The sequence below is a fragment of the Mucilaginibacter lappiensis genome (genome assembly GCF_900155965.1).
GTDB lineage: Bacteria > Bacteroidota > Bacteroidia > Sphingobacteriales > Sphingobacteriaceae > Mucilaginibacter > Mucilaginibacter lappiensis.
On sequence record NZ_FTMG01000002.1, the window covers coordinates 449,394 to 473,111 of the forward strand.

Here is a 23,718-nt window from a genome sequence, read left to right on the forward strand (position 1 = left end):
GTGATGATGTTTTGAAAAGAACCCTTCCGAAGAAGGGTTCTTATAACCAACTAATCAACTATGCCGGTACTCACTCCGGCGATAGCAGTATTTTTAATTACCAACCTGGGTTTTGTTTAATGGCCGGATTTACTACCGTTTCCTGCACCGGAATTGGCAAAAGATAATCACGGTTTACATTAAACTGGTACCCACTTGTCATGCTGCTTACATTACCATATGGCGCGATGTAGCCATCAGCATTAACAAACAGATTACTGCCTATTTTAATGGCTGGTATAACCGTTAAAAACTGATTGGCTTTAGCGCCCAGGGGAGATTTACCCACTATAACAGTTGGCGCCGCGGCCCATCTTAATACGTCATTAAGCCGGTAACCTTCGCAGGCTAATTCTATCCGGCGCTCACGGCGTACCTCGTTAATAACCGGTGAAAGAGAAGGGAAAAGCCAGTTAGGATCGGTAGATATAGATGCGATGTTTAGATGTGGCATCTTTACCCGATCGCGGAGTTTGTTGATGGTTATATCCACATCTCCCTGGGTTATTAAACCTAACTCTGCACGGGCCTCGGCATATATCAACAATATTTCTGCATAACGCATGTAGATTACTCCATCGGTACCACCGGGGCCATTGTGGCTATCCTGGAAATAATCGGTATTGAGCCCTTTTCTGATCTGAAAACCTGTGGTGCATGGAGTTCCGGAAACAAGCCCTGGATAAGTGAACAGTTTAAGTGGAGAGCCCCCTGGTATATTAGATATAACGGTATCTCCATATAAAAACACACTCTGCCTTAACCGCGGATCACGGTTCTTCAGTTGGTGAGCAAGAGAATCGTTCCCTTTGTATAATGGGCTCAAGCTTATCGGTTTACCATCTGTGCACAGGTAGTCATCAACCAAGCTTTTTGATAAGCCATCGGAGTTGGTACCGCCGGATCCAAACTGGTAATAATTTTGCCAGTAGGTAGTAATTCCGGCCTGCTGGTTATATGCTCCCCAAAACATGACCTCTTTACTGCTGGTGTAATCAGTTTGGTTAAATAAATTGAAGTAGCCATTGGATACACCCACATTATCTAATTGATACACACCCGAAGATATTACCGTATTGGCCGCATCCGCTGCCATTTGTAAATAATTGGCCCCGTTTTGGCCGCTAACACCAAAAGCATCACCGGCATGATATTTTTCCCAGGTGCCTTCAAATAAGCATACTCTTGCTTTAAAGCCTTGTGCGTATTCCTTATATAAACGCTGTGTTTGAGCTTTACCCTTTGCCGGAAGATTAGTAATGGCGCGGTTAAGGTCATTCAAAATAGAATCCACTACTACATTGCGTGGCAATCTTGGTGCATTTAAAGCGGTTATCTCATCAACATTTAAAGCTTTGGTAATAAAAGGTACTCCGCCCACGTTTTGAACGGCCTGGAAATATAACATCGCCCTGAAAAAATAAGCCTCACCTACGTAAGGTGCAATATCACCGGCCGCGCCGCTAACCTTTGAATAATTAGCCAGGAAATAATTAACATCACGGATATTGGCCCAATCGGCATAACTGGAATTATTTATGGTCAGCTGCCCGCTTAAGCGGCTATCAAGAGATTGCGGAGTCATGTTATCGCTATTGTCATCAACACTGTATATGCCCAAACTTCCATAGTTACGGTAATGCGGAAAAATATTATCCTTTCCATATAAATTGTTCATGTAGTTCTGCAAATCACTGGGGGTATGCCAGTAGGATGCCTCGGTAAGACTGGTAGGTGGTGCCTGATTTAGTAAGCCATCTTTTTTACAGGATGATATAGCCAATAAGCCCAGTATGGTATATATGTATATAATTTGTTTCGGTTTCATGTTTTAAATATTTGTGTTATTATTTAATATTCATTTGCAAACCAAAGGAATAGGTGCGCTGTAGTGGATATATTTTCTCGTCGCTTTGCAACAATTCCGGATCTACGTACTGGTGTTTAAATACTCCGGTAATGGTGGCCAGGTTGTCAACACTGCCATACAATCGTAGCTGGTAAACGTGAAGTTTTTGAGTAAACTTGTCGGGAACGGTATAACCTAACTGCACGTTTTTCAAACGCATATAGGCGGCATTTAACAAATAGCCCGATTGGGTGACCTGGTTTTTACCCGGACCGTTGTTAATGTCCAGTCTTGGGAAATAGCCATTGGTATTGGTTGGTGTCCACCGATCGGCCATTTTAGGAGTTACAGTACTTTGATATTCGGAGGTTACGCCCCAAAAGTAGTTATTGCCGGGTACATAATCCGTGTGCCCCTGCCCTTGTATAAATATACCTATGTCAATTCCTTTCCAGCCTACGTTGGCATTAAAGCCATATAAATACTTGGGAGTAGTGTTACCTATAATAGCTTGATCACCAGGATCGCCAACTGTTTTGCTGCCGTAAGTAATCTTTCCATCCCCGTTCAGGTCAGCATATTGAATATCTCCGGGTTTATAGCCACTTCCGTTGATAGCGGTTTGATCTGGAGAACTGTTAACCTGTGCTTGTGTTTGAAATTTACCAACCGTTTTAAATCCCCATATAGCGCCCATTGGTTCACCCGCATATGGCTGGTTGATTAGCTTTGCCGGGTTTCCATCGTATTTGGTTATCGTACCTGTGTAATGGCCCATGTTGGCCCTGAGCATCACCCGTACCTGATTAAACTGGTGTTTCCATGAAAGTGTAGCATCCCAGCCTTTGGTAGTTGATGCCGCGGCATTTACCGTCGGAGCCGAAACCCCCAAGGTAGCCGGAGGAGTAGTGGAGGGCGCGAATTGATCTTTTATTGTTTTGTTATACCAATCGGCAGTGAGGCTAAAATCAGTCAAGAAATCTACGTCGATACCAATGTCCAGCATGGATGGTTTTGCCCAGGTAATAGTAGGGCTGGGCAGGTTTCCTGGATTGGAAACGGAAGGCAGGCGGCCACCGCTGGATGGTGTAAATATCCATTGACTATTATTAGCCTGGTTAACCTGTAAATTGCTTAGGTAAGGATAAAAACTATTCTGCGTTAAAAGTGAAGAAATATCACCTAAGCCACCATAGGAAGCACGGAATTTAAGGTTGGCGATATGATTGCGTAAGGGCTCAAAGAAACTTTCTTTGGAAACATTCCATCCTGCAGATACCGAGGTAAACCAATGATAGCGGGTATTCTGCGGAAATAAGGAAGTGCCCATATAGCTGGCATTACCCTCTATCAGATACTTTTCCTTGTAATTATAATTAAACCTCCCGATACTGCTACTGGTAGCCCAGCTATAAGGGGGAACACTATTAATATTATTGGCTCCATCTGTTACAATAGGAGTTGTGCCGCTGGTAAGGGCAAGTGAAGGCAGACTGGTACTGTACAGGTACTGGTTATAGCCGTATAAATTTGAATAGGTTTTTTGTTCAGTTTGCTGACCCACCAATACCTTAAAATAATGACCGCCTATTTGCTTTTCGTAACTGGTAAAATAGTTGTAATTATAGTAGCTGGTGAGCCCGTAATTTTGAGCTACAGACGATATGGTATTACTTAATGTTTGCGGATTGTTGGGTGTTGAATAGTAGTAAGGTAAAACGGTACTTGTTTGGTTATAACTTTGGTAGTTATAAGTGTACTGACCGGTAATATTCCAGCCAGGCAATGGCTTTATGATGATGTCGCCGCCTATCCTGCTATTATTTGTACGACTTTTATTGCTGCCGCCTTGTTGTATCTGGGGAATATAAGAGGTTGGGTCATATCCGCCATTAGGATCAATCAAGGGCAGATTTGGCCAAAGACGCGCTATCTGATGGAAAAAATTACTCCCGGTATTGCTGCCTCCGTTATATGGCGATACATTATTCTCCTGCGAAAATGCCGTCTTTACGCTAAAGGTGACATATTTATTAAGATCGGCGGTGAGGTTAGCCCGTAGGTTATTGCGTTTGTAACTATCATTAAAATAGTTAAAAAGCCCGTTTTGGTTAGTTGCTCCAAAGCCTACAAAATAAGTTATTTTGTCGCTGCCGCCATCTACACTAAAATTGTGCTGCTGGCTTGTTGATGTTTTTTTCAGGTAAATTTTAAACCAATCGTTATTGGCATTTCCAAACACCGGATCATAGCTGGCCCATTGGTTAGAGCCAGGAATAGGTATAGTATTAGGGATTGCATTAGGGTTTTGCACGTAAGTGGTTATCCTGCTGATGGCATCATCGGTAAACAGCGGTGGTTGCCCTGCATTGGCAAAAGCCTCGTTCATGGTGTTAGCAAAAACAAGCGAATTGGACATTTGCGGCACATTTAGCGGTTTAGCATAGGCGAAATTATTGGAATAGCTAAAGCGGGCAGGTTGATTTTTTTTACCTTGCTTGGTGGTAATCAATAATACACCATTAGGTGCCCTTGAACCATAAACGGCCGATGACGCCGCATCCTTAAGCAAACTAATGTTTTCAATATCATTAACATTGATAGAGTTGATATCCGTTTCTAATCCGTCAACCAAAATAAGCGGTCCGGCAAGCTGTCCATTAAAACCGGTAAAGCCGCGTACATTAATAGTTTTAGCAGAACCTGGAGCTCCGCCACCATAATTGGTGGTTACATTTAAACCGGCCATTACACCTTGTAAGGCACTGCCTACATTGGGTACGGGACGATTTTGCAGATCTTTGCCGCTTACCTGGTCAACGGCACCGGTAAGGTCTACTTTTTTCTGGGTACCAAAAGCCACTACAACTACTTCACTAAGGTCGCTCTTGAGGAGTACTAACTGAATATTGATTTCAGCGCGGCCATTAATTTCTACTTCGCTTGTCTGGTAACCCACAAAGCTAAAGGTTAATATGCCATGGGCGTCGGGTATCGAGAGCGCGTAATTGCCCTTGCTATCGGTAGCCATGGATGTAGATGATCCTTTTAGTTTTACGGTTACTCCGGGCAATGGCAGGCCATTCTCGTCACTTACCTGCCCTTTAACAGTTACATTTACTGCAGGTGCCTGTGCGTTCCTTTTTTGAACCACAATGGTTTTATCCACAATGGTATAAGTTAAAGGCTGGCCTTTAAAGCAATCTGTAAGCGCCTGTTGCAAAGTGGCATGATCCAGTGCAATATCAATGTTGTGTGTGCCGCGTAATACTTCGTCTTCGTACCAAATAATATAGTTGGTTTGCTTTTGTATGGCAGTAAAAACCTTTTTTATGGAAATGTTTTTTTCTGAAAGCGTTACTTGCTGCGCATACCCTGTAGCTGATGCCTGTAAACAGGCCAATGTCATAAAAAAAACTACAAATTTCATAACCATGAAAATTTTAATGAGCGGCCTCTGCTTAAAAAACAAAGGCTTAAAAAGAGTATAAAAATTCATACTTTAGGAGTTAGGTTAACTGAATAGATTGTCTGAAACTGGATTTTTTATCCCGATGTAATCGGGAAGGGGTTAACCAGATACTACCCGGCGGTGTTGGTAGCACTGCCGGATTTTTTTCTTGGTAACCGCATGGTGGGTTTAAAGTATTTCTTACGCCATATTTGTTATTTTTTAGGGTGATTAATCAATTAAGTTTAATAAGGTTTAGGGAGTTACTATTAGTTTTTTGCCGGCCATCTTAAAATGTATCTTATTTAATTCCAATACTTTTAATAAAATGGATAGGTTTGATTCGCGCGAAATACCACCGGTAAATAGCCTGGTGGGCATCTCGCCCTGATACTCAACATCTATATCATACCATCGGGATATTTGCCGCATAATTGTTTTTATATCTTCATTTACAAATAAGGTTTGCCCGTTTTTCCAGGCCATCACCGCGTTGATATCCGCATCATCTGTAACAGATAATTTTCCATCAGTTGTAAGTTGTGCCTGCTGCCCGGGCTTTAGCATGCTCGTAAGTTTGTCTTTTACAATTTTCACCGATCCTTCTAACAAGGTGGTTTTCACCGCGGCCTCGTCACTGTAAGCCATGATGTTAAAGTGGGTTCCTAAAACCTGCACCTCTTCCTGGCCGTTTACATTAATTTTAAAGGGCATTTCTTTATTTTTTGCTACTTCAAAATAAGCTTCACCGGTAATGGTTACCCTGCGCTCAGTTCCGGAAAAAGCGATAGGGTAAGTGATCGATGACGATGCGTTGAGCCATACTTTGGTACCGTCGGACAATTGCAGATCATACTTGCCTCCGCGGGGTGTTGTCATGGTATTATATATGGCTGTAGTATTGCCCTTAGCTGTTTGGTCATAATTGATATGCCCATTGGCTGATTTTACAATTTTGGTATTTCCCTGATGCGCAAGCAGTCCATTTTGGGCCGAGTCTAAAACTATTTTGGAACCATCGCCAAGGGTTAATATGGCTTTGTTGCCGCCCGGTTGTACATCAATTTGCTTTGGTTTATTTATAGCGGATAATGCTGCCAGCTTTGGGTTGTTATTTTTAAGAAAATATATCCCGGGTAAAACAAACAGGAGTATAGCTGCAGCCAGCTTTACCCAGCCCGGTACCCGGTGCTTAAACTTTTTTGCAGGTAACGATTGATGGTTAAAAATGCGGTCAAGAATAAGTTGCTGCCGGTTATCTGGTAAAGCACGCTCTTCGGGTTCTTGAATTAAAGTATCCCCAAGTACTTCTTTTACCTGTTGCGCATTCAGCGGATCATTGATATAATCAAAAAGCTCATGGGTCTCCACCGCCGAAGCTTCTTTGTTCATATACCGTTCCAATAAACTTAAGAGTTGTTGTTTATTCATGCTACAGGAGGGTCTATCTATGGGAAAGCAGATCGCGTATTTAGCCCTTTATATACACTGACACACGGCAAGAACGGAAGGGTGAGTTGAAATGATGATTTTTTTGAAATTTATTTAAATAACAGATAATCAATCAAGTAAAATATTGCTTTGGCTATTTAAAAAGCAGATAAAATAGGATGAGGGTATTGATCTGAACAAAATAAGTCCGGATAAATTTGAGGGCCAGTTTCATATGTGTATGAACGGTTGACGACGAAATATTTAAACGCCCGGCCACTTCGCTGTACTTTAAGCCTTCCTGGTGGCATAAGGTATAAATCAATTTTTGCTGAGGTGTAAGGCAGCTGATAGCCTGGTTAAGCGAATGTTCCAGATCGCGGTAAATAACCGCATCTTCGGTGTCATTTACTTCCTCTGTCATTTGTTTGCTTAACTCAAAGGCGATCAGGTTTTCATGAGCTATGCGTCGTAATACATTGTAGGCGTAATTGCGGGTCATGCGGTTCACGTAGGCTCCAAAATTTTCAATCTCGGGCAAATTTTGGCGGTTGATCCAGATCTTTAGAAAAATCTCCTGCAAAATTTCTTCAGCCAACTCTTCAGAGCGGGTGAGTTTTAAAGCAAAGGGATACACCGTTTTTGAATAATGCTCAAAAAGCATAGTGAACGACTTTTGATCGCCAGTGGCTATCAGGTGCAAAAGCATTCGTTCGGTATCTATTGATCTATTTTGCAATGCGTTATAAAAAAACAGGGTTATCAATTTGGTTTACTTCTGTGGAGTGAATGTATCTTAAAAAGATATAATTCGCCTATTTTATGACCACGCAAACGTTTGTTTGGAATTAAGGGCTTTTGGTGAAATATAAATGATAATAACCTGTCAGATGCAGTAAAATAGGCTATTTGTCAAGGAGTGGTTTGAGAAAGGAATGATCCTGAAAACAGAGACCAGATACATCAATAATTGTTTACGCAAACGCTTGCGTAAACAATTAAAAATAAGGAGCTTAAATAGTGTGTGAGTTTCTTGTTTTGTAGATTTGGGCAGGCCCTAATTGTGGATTATAAATTCTTAATCATTTGGTTTTGATGGATTTATAACCAGCCATATACTGCTTGTAATCTTTTTTAACCTGGTTGGCATAATTTTTTGCATAACTAATGAGTGGTTTTTGCCAGGTATTATCATGGGCAAAAGAGGTTAACACATCATTAATGGCAGAGCCCTGTATACCGCAGCTTCGTAGCTGAGCCGATGCGGTTAAAGTAGCCATATCCAGTAATACACATTGCATATCCTTCAAATTCTCCGCTAAAAGATCTAAATTGATCTTATCGGCAAAGGGTTGCATTTCCTGTAATACATAGGTGTCTTCTTTAAAAACCGTAGTGCTCAGTAGTGCTGGTGATATATTCTGCATCCGGTATTTGGTGGTAATTATCCGCTCAGCATCTGAGACCCATTTAGGTTGGCGGGTTGGGTTATAAGGGGCCAGGGATGAGTGCGCGCTTTCTTTAATCTCCAATAGTAAAAAATCGCCTTTGGTTTTTGTGCTCTGTAATAAGAACATATAGCGTTTTAGCCCAATACTCCCGGTGCCTGCCACCCTAAAGGCAGCATCTTTAACCTCGTAATTATTGGGCCAAGCGGTAGTTTTTTCGAGGATGCTGCTCAGGTGCTTTATTAATTCGGTCTTTAAGGGTTTTTGAATATCAAAATGGGTTTGATTATCTATCTTAATGCGTAGTTGTTTATGAACCGGAGCGGCAATTTTTTTGATGATGTCCTTCTCTTTCCGCTTTTTAACTTTAATTAAAAAATCGCTTACAATGCCACCAGCAGTTCTGGGGTCAATATAATAGGCCTTGCCCGATTGCAGTACCTCGGTATATTTCTTCAGGAAAAGCTTAACCATTTCGTCGGCTGCGGTTTTGGTTAGTTTCAGGGTATCAAAGGCCACGTAAATGCTGGTGAGCACCCGGGCCAGTTCCCAGTTTAAAGGAGCCAGCATCGATTCGTCAAAATCATTCAGGTCAAAGTAAACCAGGCGGTTGTTGCCTTTAAAGCTGCCAAAATTTTCCAGGTGAAGGTCGCCGCAAACCCATACTTGTGGTGAAACCGGGAAGTCTCTCACCTTGCACAGATCTTCATAAAACAGATGGCAGGTGCCCCTGAAAAACCTGAAGGGGCTTTCGGTCATTGCCTTATATTTTAGTTGAACTTTGTCTGGCAACAGGGGGGCATTAAATTTTTTAATTCTTTCGATAATAGTATCCATGATGTACAGCATTTAAAAGGTAAAATATAATGCAGGGTGGATGAAAAGGTTTTTAGAGATTGGTCACCATTCAAAGGATTGGACAATATTTTGGTCCAGCAGCCAATCATTAAACAGCTCCAGTTGCTTGCCTTTGCCAGATACCAGCACTTCCAGGATCACCTGCTCGCCGGAGCGTAATAGTTTGGAATTGGTAACTTGCAGGTTTAAGCTTTCTATTTGCTGTTGAATGGCGCCCGAAGGATATTTATCCTTAAACGTAATTTTATAATCGCGGTGTTGAAAACGAAAATCTATTTGGAACTGGATAAAATCAAGGGCGTAAAGTATAAATAAGGACAACACCAGCGACAGGGCGGCTAGCACATACTCGCCAATGCCTATCAGCATGCCTATGGCGGCCGCTATCCAGATGGAGGCTGCGGTGGTAATGCCCGAAACGCTCACATTATTGCGGAATATAACCCCGGCTCCTAAAAAGCCCACACCGGTAATAATGTTAGCGGCTATCCGGTCGCGGTTGGAATCGACACCTAAAAGATAAGAGCAAATGGTGAATACCGTTGAACCAAAACAGATGAGCGCCAGCGTACGGAACCCCGCTGATTTACCCCGGATCTCCCGCTCAAACCCCAGGATACTGCCGGCTATAACCGATAAAGTTATTTTTAATATTTCATCGCCATTGATAGCATGGGGGGTGTTGATAACTGAACTAAGCAACATTTTAGGTTTAACATTTATATTTTTCGAATAGCAGGTTTCGTAAATATAAATAAAATAAAGCGATGGATGATAGTCGGACCGGTGTAATTCAAATTGTTTGGCGGTGCCGACTCATCCAGTCATCGCTGTGTTCGACATACATCTCTTTTATTTTTGTCATCCTGAGCGGTAGCGAAGGATCTTCTTCAGTATGCCTGGTTCACAATAGATGCTTCACTCCGTTCAGCATGACAAGTCTGTTTTCCCAATCTCGCGGTAGCGTAAATGAGCTAGACATAAAAAAAACACTGCTTTAAACGTTTACACCTAAACAAAGTCATACGTACGTCTGTTAACGACGGGATGAAAAATGAATAATATATTGCTGTTAAATCATGCGTTATTAAATTATTCAACCCGACATTTTTAATACATTTGGTTGGCAACTGTTTGCATTACCAATTTGCAGACAAAAACTATTTTAGGCCTAACCATGATGATGATAGCCAAGAGCTTACTAAAAGGTACTGAACGACCTGACTTTATTAAACACGAAACCATTGCCGACATTTTCAGAGCGTCGGCATCACAATATGCCCAGAATACCGCCCTCATTTTTGGCGACAGGCAGCTGAATTACGCCCAGCTTGATTCCTGGAGCAATTATATCGCTGGCTTTATTGCTTCAAAAGGTATAGGCAGGGGGCATTCCATAGGTGTATGGCAATCGCGTGGGCTCGAGCTGCAAGCTGTTATTTTGGGTATTGTAAAATCGGGTGCCGCCTATGTTCCACTGGATAGGGAAATGCCCGAAGAGCGGTTACAGATTGTATTACAGGAAATTGGGGCTGCCGCTTGTTTCAGTGATGCCCAGCCTGCACTGGATTGCCCGGTGTTTGCAGTTCCGGAATTTAAGGAGGTGTATGAGGACTATGTTTTACCTGTTGGCCCGGATGCGGACGATCGGGCTTATGTGCTATATACATCAGGCAGTACAGGTAAGCCTAAAGGCATTCCCATCCTCCATAAACATATCTGCCACCTCATCCGCTCTGAGCAAAGCGTGTTGGAGATCGCCCCACAGGATAAAGTATACCAGGGTTTTTCGGTATCCTTTGACATGTGGTGCGAAGAAACCTGGATAAGTTTGTTTGCCGGTGCATCTTTATGGATAGCCGATGCCACCACCGCCAAATCTATCGATGAATTGAGTGAGCTATTAAGGCAACAACACATTACCATACTACATGCCGTACCCAGCTTGCTGGCTGTTATGGATGATGATATACCCTCCCTGCGCCTTATCAACGCGGGCGGCGAGGCCTGTACTCCAGCCGTTTTAAACCGCTGGAGTAAACCCGGTAAAAACATATTTTACAATAGTTATGGGCCTACCGAAACAACAGTAACCACTACCATGGCGCCCTTAAGGCCCGGCGATGCCATTACCATTGGCGGACCGCTGCCAAACTACGATCTGGCTGTAATTGACGATAAATTTAACCTGCTGCCTACCGGGCAACAGGGCGAGCTTATTATTTCGGGCCCCGGCGTGAGCGAGGGTTATGTGAACCGGCCCGAACTTACCCGCGAAAAATTCCTGGATAAACCGGCAACGCTCATGGAACTGGCCGGCGACCGTATTTACCTGAGCGGTGATGCCGTAGTGATGCAACCCGATGGCCGGATAGATTTTCATGGCCGCCTGGACGACCAGGTAAAGCTTCGCGGTTACCGCATAGAGCTGGGCGAAATTGAATCAAGGCTTAACCAGCTCGAAGAAGTAGCCACAGCAGCGGTTGCCTTGAAAAAAGATTCAACAGGTCAGGACCAGCTGGTGGGTTATGTGACGCTGAAACCAGGTCAAACATTTGATCAGCAGCATAGCCGGACACGGCTTTCTGAAGTTTTGCCGCCTTACATGGTACCCCTGGTGGTTATACAGATGGACAAACTCCCCAGGCTGTCAAGCGGCAAGATCGACCGCAAATCACTTCCGGTGCCCGAGGCTTTACAAAACGTACCGCAGCAACAGGAAATTCATATCAGCCCAGATGATCCACTGGCTGTAAAAGTAATGGCCGGGCTCAATCATTTATTCCCCGGGAGGGATATAACTCCTGAATCGGACTTTTTTACAGATTTGGGCGGGCATTCCTTACTGGCAGCCACATTTTCGTCGTGGTTACGCAAAGAGGCCGGTATTCAACACGCCTCGCTAAAAGATATTTATACCAATCGCCCGGTAAAAAACCTCATCACTACCTGGGAGCTTGCCGAAAAGAAGGCCCGGGAAAAGAAAACGGTAAAGAAGGAGATTTTTCATAAAATTCCGCCTTTGCGCTATTTTCTGTGTGGTTTGGCGCAGGCCATTTCCCTCATATTTATATACGGGCTGTTCGCTATCCAGATATTTGTACCCTACCTTGGCTACTATTATGTGGTGATAAAAACTGAAACCGGACAGGGAAATACGGGAATTGGTCTTGCAGTGGCCTTGTTGCTCTATTGCCTGGTGCCGCCCTTTTTATCCTTAATGGGCATTGCGGCCAAATGGCTGCTATTGGGCAGGGTTAAAGAAGGTGAACATCCCTTGTGGGGCTCTTATTATTTCCGTTACTGGCTGGTAAACAGGTTAACGCAGTTGGCTCCGGCCCAGTTCATGAACGGTACCCCGCTTTATCCCCTATATCTGCGTATGCTGGGTACCCGGGTAGCTAAAGACGCGCAAATAAGCGCGGTTACCATTGGCGCCAACGATCTGCTGGAAATTGGCAGCGATGTTAGTCTGAGCACAGGGGTGGTGCTTGATAATGTAACAGTTGAAAACGGTTTGATCAAATTCAGCAAGATTAGTATTGGTGCGCATGCTTATATAGGTAGTGGCGCGGTACTATCAGGCAACACCGTTGTGGAAGAGTGGGGTGAGTTGCAGGACCTGAGTCATTTGCAAAGCGGCCAAACTATTAAGGCTTACGAGGTATGGAAAGGCAGTCCGGCAGAGTTGGTTCAAAAAATGCAGCCCGAAGAGCTTCCGCAGCCGCTTAAATCACCTTTTCTCAAAATCAAAACATACGGCTTTCTGTATACCCTACTGCTCATCGCCTTCCCGGCGGTTGTATTAGTGCCTTTGCTTCCTATCATCAAAATACTGAACTACATGGATTTGCAAACGCCGGATTATGACTTCAGCTATTTTATCCATGTACCGGCGCTTACCCTTTTATATATTTTACTGTACGCGTTTGAAACGGTATTACTGTCCCGCCTGCTTTTGTGGGGCATCAAACCCGGCACTTATCCCGTTTTTAGCCGTACCTATGTGCGCAAATGGCTCTCTGATCAATTGATATCTGTAGCCTTAATTGTGCTTCACCCGATATATGCCACCGTTTTTGTTTCGTTTTTCTTTAGAATGTTGGGCTCAAAAATTGGAAAGAATACCGAGATATCTACTGCCAGTAACGTAACCCATACTATGCTGGAGATAGGCAATGGATCATTTATCGCGGATGCCGTTACCCTGGGCGAAGAAGATATTCGCGCGCAGCGATTGATCTTGAAAAAGACAACCATTGGTAACAGCAGCTTTGTGGGTAACAGCGCATTGATTCCCCAGGGATATGAACTGGGTGACAACATGCTGATTGGCGTACTGTCCGTACCGCCAACAATCGAGCAGCAGCAGAATAGCCCGCTTGGCGACTGGTTTGGTTCGCCGGCCATTGGATTGCCCCGTCGTCAGGATAGCGGTACTTATCCGGCATCGCTTACCACTACCCCATCCTGGTCGCGGAAACTGGCCCGTGGCGTGATCGAAACCATTCGCATCCTGCTACCTGAAACCGTGATCATTTGCTGTAGCGTGCTGTTTATCGCTTATTGCCATGACCTGATCAAGGAGCGGACGGTTACACAGATCCTGCAACAACTGCCCAAAATTCCATTCTATTACCTTTTTTATATGGGATTGCCGGCTTTTATAATCCCCCTGGCTTTAAAATGGACTGCGATAGGCATGTTTAAAAAAGAGCAGAACCCCATGTGGACGCACCGCGTTTGGAGAAGCGAAGCCATCACCACAACATACGAGGCGCTGGCTGTACCCTTTATGCTGGAGTTTTTAAAAGGAACACCATTTTTACCCTGGGCCCTGCGCCTGTTTGGCGTGAAGATAGGTAAACGGGTATGGCTCAACACTACCGATATTACCGAGTATGATATGGTTTCTATTGGCGATGATACCGCTTTGAATGAAGATTGCGGTCCGCAGACCCACTTATTTGAAGACCGGGTGATGAAAGTAGGAACCGTAAAAATCGGCGCCCGTTGCAGCATCGGCGCCCGCAGTATTATTTTGTACGACAGTGAAATAGGCGACGACGTAAAGCTGGAGCCTTTATCATTAGTGATGAAAGGCGAAACCCTGGCTTCCGAAACCGAATGGACTGGCAGCCCGATCAGGGCGTTGGGGTAAGTTGGAGTCTTAAGTCCGGAGTTTTGAGTCTTAAGTTATGAGTTGGACTTTCTGATAGGATTTTTCTGTGTAGAGACGCATATTTGCGTCTACCGCATGCTCTGTTTACCGTGGGGCTCTGTATTGTTTTAGACGCAAATATGCGTCTCTACAATAGCGACATCACAGAGATTATCAGTAAGGATACAGGCAGTTAAAAATTAACGATACAAACCGGCATATGGCCTCAGAATTTAATAGCAGCACAATAATAGCCGAAGGGGAACACTATATGATTGACGGCCTGAATATATGGTCGTATCAATGGACAGACACCAAAGAGCAAATAGCGGTTTTGGTCCAGGGTCAAAACCTTGATATTCCGGTTTATGAAATTAAGAAAGATGATATAGCCGTTAGATTTGCCGCTGTTGAGCAATCAAATAACGTTTGGAGTATCTACCATAAATACGGACATGGGGAGAGTTAAAACCCTATGCACCGTTGTCTGTGTCCTCACAGACAACTTGCACACGGAAAAATTGCCTGTGAGGACACAGGCAATGGGAGGGCTTTAGACATCGAACTTCAGACTCAAGACTCAGAATTTCCGCACCAGCGGTACCTGCAAATTGGTGGGCCTGTTTTCGGGTTTATCAAAAGGCCGTCCATCTACATTTTTGCTGCCATTAAAAAGGAGATCTTCGTATATGTAGATCAGGTCATAATCTACATAGATCTGCCCTTCGGTAAGACCGAAAGCCGGGAATGCTTTTCCTTTGATATCCTGGGTCTTATTCAGTTCCCATGGGTTTAAAGCACTGTTGGGTATTTTGTTGATGGCGTCGGCAAAAGCCTGATTTAAGGGTGTTACCTCATACGCGATGTCGGCCACGTAATCCAGATTGTATGCACCTGCTGTCAATGGATGCTCGCCTTGCCAAACCAGGTGACCTTTAATGGTGATATCCACCAGCGGAATTTTTGCTGACGGATCGGCATAATTGATAACGGTACATTCAAATACATCACCTACCGAATAGGTAAAGCTCCTGGTAAGGTAAAAAGGCAAAATGTCCCCTGCGGCGTTTTTGCTGATGCTGGGCCTAAGCTCCGGGCTAATGCTTACCCATTTGCCGCCTTGTATAAACTGTTTAATTTGTTCTGCTGTCATGATTTTGTGCTATGCTACAAAGTTGGTAGCTTTACTGTCAAATTGCAAGTAGTCCACAAAATCATACCTGGTACATTTTTTCAGACCAATGGATAATATCAGAAAAAACAAAGATTTTAACCCCTATAACTGCCCGGTTACCCATTGTATGAACAAGATTGGCGGTAAATGGAAGATACTGATCATTTATGCGGTAAGCAAAAATTGCGATCGCTTTAGCAAATTAAAAAAAGCCATCCCGGTGATCAGCAAACAAATGCTCGTAAACCAGCTACGTGAACTGGAGGAGGATGGTATCCTGGAGCGGACCGTTTATGCAGAGGTACCACCCCGGGTGGAGTATAAACTCACCCGCCAAGGCCTGTCGCTGATGCCGGTGATTGGGGTTCTACAGGATTGGGGGATAAAGGATCTGCAGGGGGCATTGGCAGGAAGTTGATAAAAGGCAGAACATCACCTAAAATGGGCTGTTTTTATGCGGCTATTTGACATCTAATTATTTAATACTTTTTAAATTTTTCAAAACCCACCACAAACTTGTAGAAAAGTGTTAAAATGGCATTAAAGCTTAGTTAAAGCGCCCAAAAGCAAACCTTTTTACCCTGTTTTCGACTAAAAAATTGTTAAAATTTGAGGTTTAAAAAGTTTCTGCTCCCAGATCTGCTGGATGCCTGGATTCAAAACCCATGCAAACGTTTGTGTTATTTTAAGCTTTAAGGTACTTGGGTTTTATCAGTATCTTGTTTGCTCGAAATCATCGCCTCAACTTCATTTATACACTTTATTGAATTACGTCGGTATGAAGAACAATACTCTACTGAAAACTATAAACATCCTTTTGTTATTTGTTGGTCTTACCTCTGTAAGCTATGCCCAGCAAAGGCCCAACGTCATATATATTTATGCTGACGATTTGGGTTACGGCGATCTGAGCTGCTATGGCGCTACCAAATTACACACGCCCAATTTGGATAAACTGGCCAAAAGCGGCATCCGCTTTACCAACGCGCACGCTACTTCGGCCACCTGTACCCCATCGAGGTTCGCGCTCATGACCGGGAAATACCCTTGGCGTAAAACCGGCACAGGCATATTGCCAGGCAATGCCGCACTCATTATTCCAACCGATAAAACTACGCTGCCTCAGGTATTTAAGCGGGCAGGCTATGCTACAGCCATTGTAGGTAAATGGCACCTGGGCTTGGGCGACAGTGTCAATAAAAACTGGAACGGTGAAATAAAACCCGGCCCTAACGAAGTTGGCTTTGATTATTCGTTCATTTTTCCGGCTACGGCCGATAGGGTGCCTACCGTTTTCCTGGAAAATCACCGGGTTGTAGCCAGCGATGCTAATGACCCTATAGCGGTTGATTACAGCAAGAAAATAGGTAATGACCCTACCGGTAAAGAGCATCCGGAGCTGCTGAAGCTAAAATCATCGCAGGGGCATGATAATACTATTGTGAACGGTATTGGTCGCATTGGTTACATGAGCGGCGGTTACCAGGCCCGCTGGGTTGATGAGGAGGTGTCATCTACCTTTTTATTCAAGGTGGAGCAGTTTATAACCGATCATCGCCAGAAACCTTTCTTTTTATATTATGCTTTAACCGAGCCCCATGTACCGCGCATGCCGGCTACCCGCTTTAAAGGCACAAGCGGTCTGGGTTATCGCGGAGATGATATCCTGCAGCTGGACTGGACCATTGGGCAATTGATGAAAACATTGGAGCTGAATGGGATGACCAAAAATACCCTTATCATATTTACAAGCGACAATGGTCCTGTGCTTGATGATGGTTACCAGGATGGCGCCGTTACCCTATTGAGCGGGCATACCCCATGGGGGCCCATGCGTGGCGGCAAATACAGCGCGCTGGAGGCTGGTACCCGTTTGCCTTTTATTGTAAGTTGGCCCGCACAGGTAAAACCGGGTGTTTCTGACGCATTATTTAGCCAGATGGATATTTTAGCATCGATGGCTCATTTGCTGAATCAAAAGGTCCCTAATGGCGATGCTGAAGATAGTCAGGATCACCTGGATGTACTTTTGGGCAAAAGTAAACAGGGACGGTCAACCCTGATAGAACAAGGCAGCACGGATCCTACAGCCATCATCAAAGGCGATTGGAAATATATTAAACCGCATCCAGGTGTGGCCTATATGAAAGATGTGGGTATAGAATCGGGCAATTCACCATCACCACAGCTGTATAACCTGAAGGATGATATCGGCGAAAAAAATAACCTGGCCAATACTTATCCGGATAAGGTAAAAGAACTCGATCAGCTACTGCAGCATGAAATCAAATTGGGCATCCCCGGTGTTGTGACACCTAAGAATTGAAACTTAACTGATAATATTATACAAAAAGTGGGTTTACATGTTTTTAAGTAAAAATATAAGTAAATAATTGATTGTCAGTTATTTGAATCGGTATTAACCATGAATTGTGTAAACCATGTAAACCCACTTTTTTGTTAATTGACTCCATCCAATCCAAGACAATACATCAATTCGTGATTAGGTATCCGGATAGATCATAAGCAAAAACACAGAGAAAAAGTAAGCAGGAGATTATGAACGCAAAATATTGGTTAAGGGCATCGGTGGTTCTTTTAGCAGTTGGTTTCAATGCCCTCTCAGTAAAGGCACAGCAAAAACCAAACATCATTTTTATACTGACAGACGACCTGGGTTATGGGGATATCGGCGTGTTTTTTCAAAATCAGCGGAAAGCCTCCGGCGATCATAGTCAGCCATATGAACTGACGCCCAATTTGGATAAAATGGCATTGAGCGGTGCCCGCTTCACACAGCAATATGCTAATGCGCCGGTTTGCGCGCCGTCAAGGGCTTCACTCATCACCGGGCTTAACCAGGGCAATGCCTCGGTGAGGGACAACCAGTTTGATAAGATGCTGGAAAACAATTACACCGTAGCCTCCATGTTAAAAACCGCGGGCTACAGTACTACAGCCATTGGTAAATGGGGTTTGCAAGGTGTTAAGGAAGAAGGTCCTGACTGGCCCGCACATCCCCTGAAACGGGGTTTTGATAAATATTACGGTTATATGCGCCATAGCGATGGTCATGAGCATTATCCGTTGGAGGGTTTGTATCGGGGCAAAAAACAGGTATGGGATAATTATAAGGAAGTATCGGCCGGACTAAGCAAATGCTATACCGCCGACTTGTGGACCGCCGCCGCCAAAAAATGGATCATCGATCACAAAAATGGGAAAGAAGCAGCCAAACCATTTTTTATGTACCTGGCTTATGATACGCCCCATGCGGTTATCGAGTTGCCTACACAGGCCTACCCTGTTGGTGGAGGACTTAAAGGTGGACTGCGATGGTTGGGCGATGCCGGGCACATGATCAACACCGCTTCCGGAACAATTGACTCTTATATGTATCCAGAGTATGCCAACGCTACTTATGATGATGACCATAACCCGGCCACGCCCGAAGTGCCCTGGCCCGATACCTATAAAAGATACGCTACTGCGGTGCGCCGGATAGATGATGCAGTAGGTGATATTAGGCAATTGCTCAGCGATCTGAATATAGCCGATAATACGCTGGTGATTTTTACCTCCGATAATGGTCCTTCTATCGAATCGTACTTACCAGCTGACTTTGTGCCCAATCACCCTACGTTTTTTGGTAGCTATGGTCCGTTTGATGGTATCAAAAGAGATTGCTGGGAAGGGGGACTAAGAATGCCAACAATAGCAGCCTGGCCAAAACACATCAAAGCCGGAGAGGTGGTCAATACACCATCCATGCTATCAGACTGGATGCCCACTCTTGCTGATGCCGCGCATATCCCGGCGCCTGCTCGTACAGATGGTGTTTCTTTGTTGCCCTGCTTGACCGGTACAGGTAAACAAAAGCAAGGCTTGGTATACGTGGAATATTTTGAAGGCGGCAAAACCCCCGATTTTAAGGAGTTTGAACCCGGTAGGCGCGGAAGAAAACGCAATCAGATGCAGGCCATCCGGATGGGTGATCTGGTTGGAGTGCGTTACGCTATCAAAACCGCGGATGACGACTTTGAAATATACAATGCAGTAAACGATCCTAAAGAAATAAGCAACCTGGCTTCCAAACCGGGTTATGCAAAAATTCAGGAAGCCATGAAGGCAAAGGTATTACAAGTGAGACACGCCGATGCAGAAGCTCCACGGCCTTATGATACAGTACCCGTACCGGCAGATAAAGTTGAAGGAAGGTTATTACCTGGCCTTTTCTGGGAGTATTATGCAGGAAAATTCCCCTGGGTAGCCAAAACGGACGGGCTTACAGCTAATAGCACAGGAACAAGCAAAAATATAACCGGCAATGAAGCTGGACATAAACCGGGGATGGTATGTTATCACGGATTTATCAAAATCCCTGCCGATGGGCATTATACATTTTCGTTGCAGGTATCAGGCAAAGCCTATCTGCGTTTGCATGAGGCTACCTTAATCGATGCCGATTTTGGATATCAACCAGGTACAGTGCTTACCCAGACCGTCAATCTAAAAGAGGGCGCACATGCCATAGCCTTGTACTATCTGTTGCCGGAAAGCGGTATGCCGAAGGTGACGCTTAAATGTACAGACCAAAACCGGATAGATATTAGTGGGAAGAATCTGGTATTTTTTAGTCATTGAGTCTTGAATTCAAAGTGATAAACCCTAAGTCAAAAAAAACGACTTAAAACTTTGAACTCAAGACTTATAACTTATATAGTGGTATATTTGAATTTTATAAATTCTTTGTGCCATGGATGTTACTACGCTGAATGATTTTTACGAGCACGCAGCCTCTGTAAGCGGCGAAAGTGTAAGTTCGCTATTGCCAGAAGGTATCAACAAAGAGATAGGGCATTTCAATATATTTGATGTGGCCGATCTGTTTACCCGCATCAAAAAAGCCCCCGGGTTGATGCCGTATAACCGCCGGGCTTACTACAAGATAAGCCTGATAAGTGGTCATAGTATGGCCGAGTATGCCGACAAAACCATTGAAATAGAAAAGAATGCCCTGCTTTTCGCCACACCCAAAATACCTTATAACTGGGTGCCGCAGACCGATCAGCAATTGGGTTTCTTTTGCATTTTTACTGCCGATTTCCTGTTACCCAGTAAAAGCGGTGTGGTACTGGATGATCTGCCTATATTTAAACCGGGCGGCTATCCTGTGTTTCAGCTCAGCGATAAGGAAGCTATTGATATCCGTCACATTTTCAGAAAGATGAGTGAGGAGATAGGCTCCGATTATGCTTATAAGTACGACCTGCTGCGCAACTATGTATTGGAGCTGATTCATTACGGGCAAAAGCTACAGCCGCTCACTACGCTGTATGCAGGGCACAACGCCTCGGCCCGGGTATCGTCCCTGTTTATTGAACTTTTGGAACGACAGTTTCCTATTGATTCACCGCATCAGAAAATAGGTTTGCGTACCGCTAAGGATTACGCCGACAGGTTGTCTGTGCACATCAATCACTTGAACAAGGTGCTCAAAGAAAATACGGGTAAAACCACCACCGAGCATATCAGTAACCGCTTGGTGCAGGAGGCTAAGATTCTGCTGAAACAAACGGCCTGGAACATTTCGGAGATTGCCTATAGCCTGGGTTTTGAAGAGGTGGCGCATTTTTCTACCTTTTTTAAAAAGCAAACCAATATTGCCCCGTTAAAGTTTCGCGCGTAAGCGATATTTGAATTTCGCAAAAAATGGATTGATATTCATAAACAGCTGAGCTGATATTTGCCAGAACTTTGTTTTATCAAATTTTAAGATAAAACAAATGAAACTCCAGCATAATACAATACTCATTACCGGCGGAACCAGTGGCTTTGGCTACGAGTTTGCCTCACGCCTACTGGCGCTGGGCAATACGGTAATCATTACCGGTCGTAACCAGGATCGCCTGGATGAGGTCCGGGTAAAATTGCCTGGCATACATACTTTTCAAAGTGATGTAAGTGATTCGGAACAAATAACGCTTTTGTTTAAGCAGGTAATTACCCAATTTCCCGGGCTCAACATGCTGATCAATAATGCAGGCGAAATGCGCATGATCAGTTTTCACGATACCAGTATTGATCTTCATAACATTACCCGTGAGGTAGAGATCAACCTCATGGGGCCTATTCGCATGGTGCAGCAGTTTTTGCCGCATCTCAAAAAGCAAAAGAATGCTGCTATTTTAAATGTTACCTCCGGTATAGCATTGATGCCATTTCCATTGTCGCCTATTTATGGGGCTACTAAATCGGGTTTGCGTTCCTATACCAAATCATTGCGCGTGCAGCTTAAAAGTACCGGTGTTAAAGTATTTGAACTCATAGCACCCGGTTCCACAACACCTTTGAACGACAAATTTGCCGGGATAGACGGCTTTGACGATAAAATGCTGATGGCCCCAGCCAAACTGATAGACGCGGCCATCAAAGGCCTAATGAAAGACCAATTGGAGATATATCCCGGCCTGGCCGGTGTAATGAGGGTGATGAGTCGAGTGGCTCCCGCTTTTCTGTTAAGTCAAACCAGTAAGGTAGGTGCTCAATGGATCGCTTCTAAAAATTAAAAACACTTTTTACAAATCATAAAATAACAAAATGTCAACAAATCATAAAATTGCCCTGGTAACCGGCGGTGGCCGCGGATTAGGGAAAGATATGGCGCTTAAATTGGCTCAAAAAGGCCTTGACGTCATTATAACATACAACAGTAGAAAAGAGGATGCTTTGGCCGTAGTGACGCAGGTTGAGCAGGCAGGCAGTAAAGCCGCGGCTCTGCAACTGAATGTAGGCGATGTAAAAAGCTTTCCTGCTTTTTTTGCCCAGTTAGCCAGTGTTCTGAAAAATACGTTTAATACTGATCACTTCGACTTTTTGATCAACAACGGCGGTATTGGTGGTCATGCACCTTTTGGCCAGGTTACCGAACAAATGTTTGACGAGCTATTAAACATCCATTTTAAAGGCGTTTACTTTTTGACACAGGGGGCGCTCAATCTGCTGAATGATGGTGGCGGCATCGTCAATATATCATCAGGTCTTACTCGTTTTAGTATGCCTGGCCCTTCGGCTTATGCTTCTATGAAGGGCGCGGTTGAGGTATTTACCCTGTACCTGGCTGTTGAACTAGGGCCACGCCATATCAGAGCAAATGTTGTTGCTCCCGGCGCTATCGCCACAGATTTTTCGGGCGGCGTTGTTCGGGACAATGCGGATATAAATAAGATGGTAAGCAGCGCTACCGCATTAGGTCGTGCAGGTGTAGCTGAAGATGTTGGTGGTGTGGTATCTTTTTTATGTACCGAAGATGCCCGCTGGGTAAATGCACAGCGTATTGAAGTATCAGGTGGCGCGCATATCTGATTTTCCCATCGGCAATAATACTGTTTTATACTTTTTAACGTTAAACCCGCTTTATTTATAAAGCGGGTTTTGTTGTGCTAATATATTTCATAAAACCTCGTAATCTTGCTGTAAGGTTTTCCAGCTTTTACCGACTAAGCGTTAAAACCATGATCGGTTGTCTGAGGAATATTGTCAGCCTATCATCAAATTCGACTAAATAAAATATATTTAATTAACCGCGGGTAAACTTATTACGTTAATAGTAATAGAATCCGATCAAGTATAAAATGTAAAAACTAAATATCAATGACAAAGAATATTGTTCTTTTGATGCTATTTGTAGCCAACTGCACCGCCGCCTTTGCAGTAGCAGGCGATACTTATCATAAACAACCGGCAGCTGACGGTCCGCATCTTGCAAAAGGATTGGACACGGCTACCTTCGCTACAGGCTGCTTCTGGTGCACCGAAGCTAAATTTCAACAGTTAAAAGGAGTAAAAAAAGTAATTTCGGGTTTTAGCGGTGGCCATGTGGCTCACCCTACTTATGAGCAGGTTTGTACTGGCACAACCGGACACGCCGAGGCTTGTAATATTATTTACGATCCGGCGCAGATTTCTTTTGATGAGTTGCTGGAAGCTTTTTTTGTTGCTCATGACCCTACCCAGCTTAATCGCCAGGGCAATGATGTGGGTACGCAATACCGATCAGCCATATTTTATCACAATGCGGCTCAAAAACAAAAAGCCGATTATTATATCAGCAAGCTCAATACCGAGAAGGCTTACAAAAGCAATATTGTAACCCAGGTGGTGCCTTATAAAGTATTTTACAAGGCGGAGGATTATCATCAGAACTATTTTAACCAGAATGGTAGTCAGCCTTATTGCAAATATGTGATACAACCCGAACTGGAAAAATTCAAAAAAGTATTTAAAGACAAGTTGAAACAATAAGCA

Annotated in this window: 16 protein-coding genes; 9 read left to right on the forward strand and 7 right to left on the reverse strand. The window is 44.0% G+C overall.

Features of this window, described 5'->3' with window-relative positions:
• Window positions 1-97: 97 nt before the first annotated feature.
• The 6 genes from BW976_RS06095 to BW976_RS06120 all read right to left on the reverse strand — a co-directional run bounded on the left by BW976_RS06095 (window position 98) and on the right by BW976_RS06120 (window position 9,781).
• The gene (locus BW976_RS06095; RefSeq protein WP_076371443.1) at window positions 98-1,867 is read right to left on the reverse strand and encodes a RagB/SusD family nutrient uptake outer membrane protein; all 1,770 of its coding nucleotides are present in this window, start codon (window positions 1,865-1,867) and stop codon (window positions 98-100) included.
• Window positions 1,868-1,886: 19 nt separating this feature from the next.
• Window positions 1,887-5,318, reverse strand: a complete 3,432-nt coding sequence (locus tag BW976_RS06100; protein ID WP_175614053.1) for a TonB-dependent receptor — start codon at window positions 5,316-5,318, stop codon at window positions 1,887-1,889.
• A 276-nt stretch (window positions 5,319-5,594) separates the two neighbouring features.
• Window positions 5,595-6,770 carry a FecR family protein gene (locus BW976_RS06105; RefSeq protein ID WP_076371447.1) on the reverse strand — a complete coding sequence of 392 codons (1,176 nt, stop codon included), beginning with the start codon at window positions 6,768-6,770 and terminating at the stop codon, window positions 5,595-5,597.
• Between the two features lie 154 nt (window positions 6,771-6,924).
• Complete coding sequence (locus BW976_RS06110) at window positions 6,925-7,509, reverse strand: RNA polymerase sigma factor (RefSeq protein WP_139332214.1); 585 nt, start codon at window positions 7,507-7,509, stop codon at window positions 6,925-6,927.
• 343 nt (window positions 7,510-7,852) lie between these two features.
• Entirely contained in the window at window positions 7,853-9,055 is a 1,203-nt protein-coding gene (locus tag BW976_RS06115) for a DUF2252 domain-containing protein (protein ID WP_076371893.1), read from the reverse strand.
• Window positions 9,056-9,118: 63 nt separating this feature from the next.
• Complete coding sequence (locus BW976_RS06120; protein ID WP_076371451.1) at window positions 9,119-9,781, reverse strand: MgtC/SapB family protein; 663 nt, start codon at window positions 9,779-9,781, stop codon at window positions 9,119-9,121.
• A gap of 472 nt (window positions 9,782-10,253) precedes the next feature.
• Here BW976_RS06120 and BW976_RS06125 point away from each other — a divergent pair, with 472 nt between their 5' ends.
• Both BW976_RS06125 and BW976_RS06130 read left to right on the forward strand, forming a co-directional pair.
• Window positions 10,254-14,237 (forward strand): Pls/PosA family non-ribosomal peptide synthetase, encoded by a 3,984-nt coding sequence (locus tag BW976_RS06125; RefSeq protein ID WP_245834646.1) that lies wholly within the window; start codon window positions 10,254-10,256, stop codon window positions 14,235-14,237.
• 220 nt (window positions 14,238-14,457) lie between these two features.
• Window positions 14,458-14,706: a hypothetical protein gene (locus BW976_RS06130; RefSeq protein ID WP_076371453.1), complete on the forward strand. Its 249-nt coding sequence runs from the start codon at window positions 14,458-14,460 to the stop codon at window positions 14,704-14,706.
• Between the two features lie 111 nt (window positions 14,707-14,817).
• Here BW976_RS06130 and BW976_RS06135 read toward each other — a convergent pair whose 3' ends face one another.
• On the reverse strand, window positions 14,818-15,390 hold the full coding sequence (locus tag BW976_RS06135; RefSeq protein WP_076371455.1) for a hypothetical protein: 573 nt from the start codon (window positions 15,388-15,390) through the stop codon (window positions 14,818-14,820).
• A gap of 88 nt (window positions 15,391-15,478) precedes the next feature.
• On the opposite strand from BW976_RS06135, the gene BW976_RS06140 reads away from it, so the two are divergent.
• The 7 genes from BW976_RS06140 to msrA all read left to right on the forward strand — a co-directional run bounded on the left by BW976_RS06140 (window position 15,479) and on the right by msrA (window position 23,715).
• Window positions 15,479-15,829, forward strand: a complete 351-nt coding sequence (locus BW976_RS06140; RefSeq protein ID WP_076371457.1) for a winged helix-turn-helix transcriptional regulator — start codon at window positions 15,479-15,481, stop codon at window positions 15,827-15,829.
• Between the two features lie 360 nt (window positions 15,830-16,189).
• Window positions 16,190-17,737, forward strand: coding sequence for a sulfatase family protein (locus tag BW976_RS06145; protein ID WP_076371459.1), 1,548 nt, complete (start codon window positions 16,190-16,192; stop codon window positions 17,735-17,737).
• A 233-nt stretch (window positions 17,738-17,970) separates the two neighbouring features.
• On the forward strand, window positions 17,971-20,055 hold the full coding sequence (locus tag BW976_RS06150) for a sulfatase-like hydrolase/transferase (protein ID WP_076371461.1): 2,085 nt from the start codon (window positions 17,971-17,973) through the stop codon (window positions 20,053-20,055).
• Window positions 20,056-20,167: 112 nt separating this feature from the next.
• Window positions 20,168-21,100, forward strand: coding sequence for a helix-turn-helix domain-containing protein (locus BW976_RS06155; RefSeq protein WP_084192084.1), 933 nt, complete (start codon window positions 20,168-20,170; stop codon window positions 21,098-21,100).
• Between the two features lie 97 nt (window positions 21,101-21,197).
• Window positions 21,198-21,980, forward strand: coding sequence for an SDR family oxidoreductase (locus BW976_RS06160; protein WP_076371463.1), 783 nt, complete (start codon window positions 21,198-21,200; stop codon window positions 21,978-21,980).
• A 31-nt stretch (window positions 21,981-22,011) separates the two neighbouring features.
• Window positions 22,012-22,776 (forward strand): SDR family NAD(P)-dependent oxidoreductase, encoded by a 765-nt coding sequence (locus tag BW976_RS06165; RefSeq protein WP_076371465.1) that lies wholly within the window; start codon window positions 22,012-22,014, stop codon window positions 22,774-22,776.
• A gap of 288 nt (window positions 22,777-23,064) precedes the next feature.
• Window positions 23,065-23,715: a peptide-methionine (S)-S-oxide reductase MsrA gene (gene msrA, locus BW976_RS06170; RefSeq protein WP_076371467.1), complete on the forward strand. Its 651-nt coding sequence runs from the start codon at window positions 23,065-23,067 to the stop codon at window positions 23,713-23,715.
• Window positions 23,716-23,718 lie beyond the last annotated feature (3 nt).

Bases quoted from the DNA above. Each gene is read 5' to 3' on its own strand.
- BW976_RS06095 (WP_076371443.1), bottom strand. From the start codon at position 1,867: ATGAAACCGAAACAAATTATATACATATATACCATACTGGGCTTATTG.
- BW976_RS06100 (WP_175614053.1), bottom strand. From the start codon at position 5,318: ATGAAATTTGTAGTTTTTTTTATGACATTGGCCTGTTTACAGGCATCA.
- BW976_RS06105 (WP_076371447.1), bottom strand. From the start codon at position 6,770: ATGAATAAACAACAACTCTTAAGTTTATTGGAACGGTATATGAACAAA.
- BW976_RS06115 (WP_076371893.1), bottom strand. From the start codon at position 9,055: ATGGATACTATTATCGAAAGAATTAAAAAATTTAATGCCCCCCTGTTG.
- BW976_RS06120 (WP_076371451.1), bottom strand. From the start codon at position 9,781: ATGTTGCTTAGTTCAGTTATCAACACCCCCCATGCTATCAATGGCGAT.
- BW976_RS06125 (WP_245834646.1), top strand. From the start codon at position 10,254: ATGATGATGATAGCCAAGAGCTTACTAAAAGGTACTGAACGACCTGAC.
- BW976_RS06130 (WP_076371453.1), top strand. From the start codon at position 14,458: ATGGCCTCAGAATTTAATAGCAGCACAATAATAGCCGAAGGGGAACAC.
- BW976_RS06135 (WP_076371455.1), bottom strand. From the start codon at position 15,390: ATGACAGCAGAACAAATTAAACAGTTTATACAAGGCGGCAAATGGGTA.
- BW976_RS06140 (WP_076371457.1), top strand. From the start codon at position 15,479: ATGGATAATATCAGAAAAAACAAAGATTTTAACCCCTATAACTGCCCG.
- BW976_RS06145 (WP_076371459.1), top strand. From the start codon at position 16,190: ATGAAGAACAATACTCTACTGAAAACTATAAACATCCTTTTGTTATTT.
- BW976_RS06150 (WP_076371461.1), top strand. From the start codon at position 17,971: ATGAACGCAAAATATTGGTTAAGGGCATCGGTGGTTCTTTTAGCAGTT.
- BW976_RS06155 (WP_084192084.1), top strand. From the start codon at position 20,168: ATGGATGTTACTACGCTGAATGATTTTTACGAGCACGCAGCCTCTGTA.
- BW976_RS06160 (WP_076371463.1), top strand. From the start codon at position 21,198: ATGAAACTCCAGCATAATACAATACTCATTACCGGCGGAACCAGTGGC.
- BW976_RS06165 (WP_076371465.1), top strand. From the start codon at position 22,012: ATGTCAACAAATCATAAAATTGCCCTGGTAACCGGCGGTGGCCGCGGA.
- msrA (WP_076371467.1), top strand. From the start codon at position 23,065: ATGACAAAGAATATTGTTCTTTTGATGCTATTTGTAGCCAACTGCACC.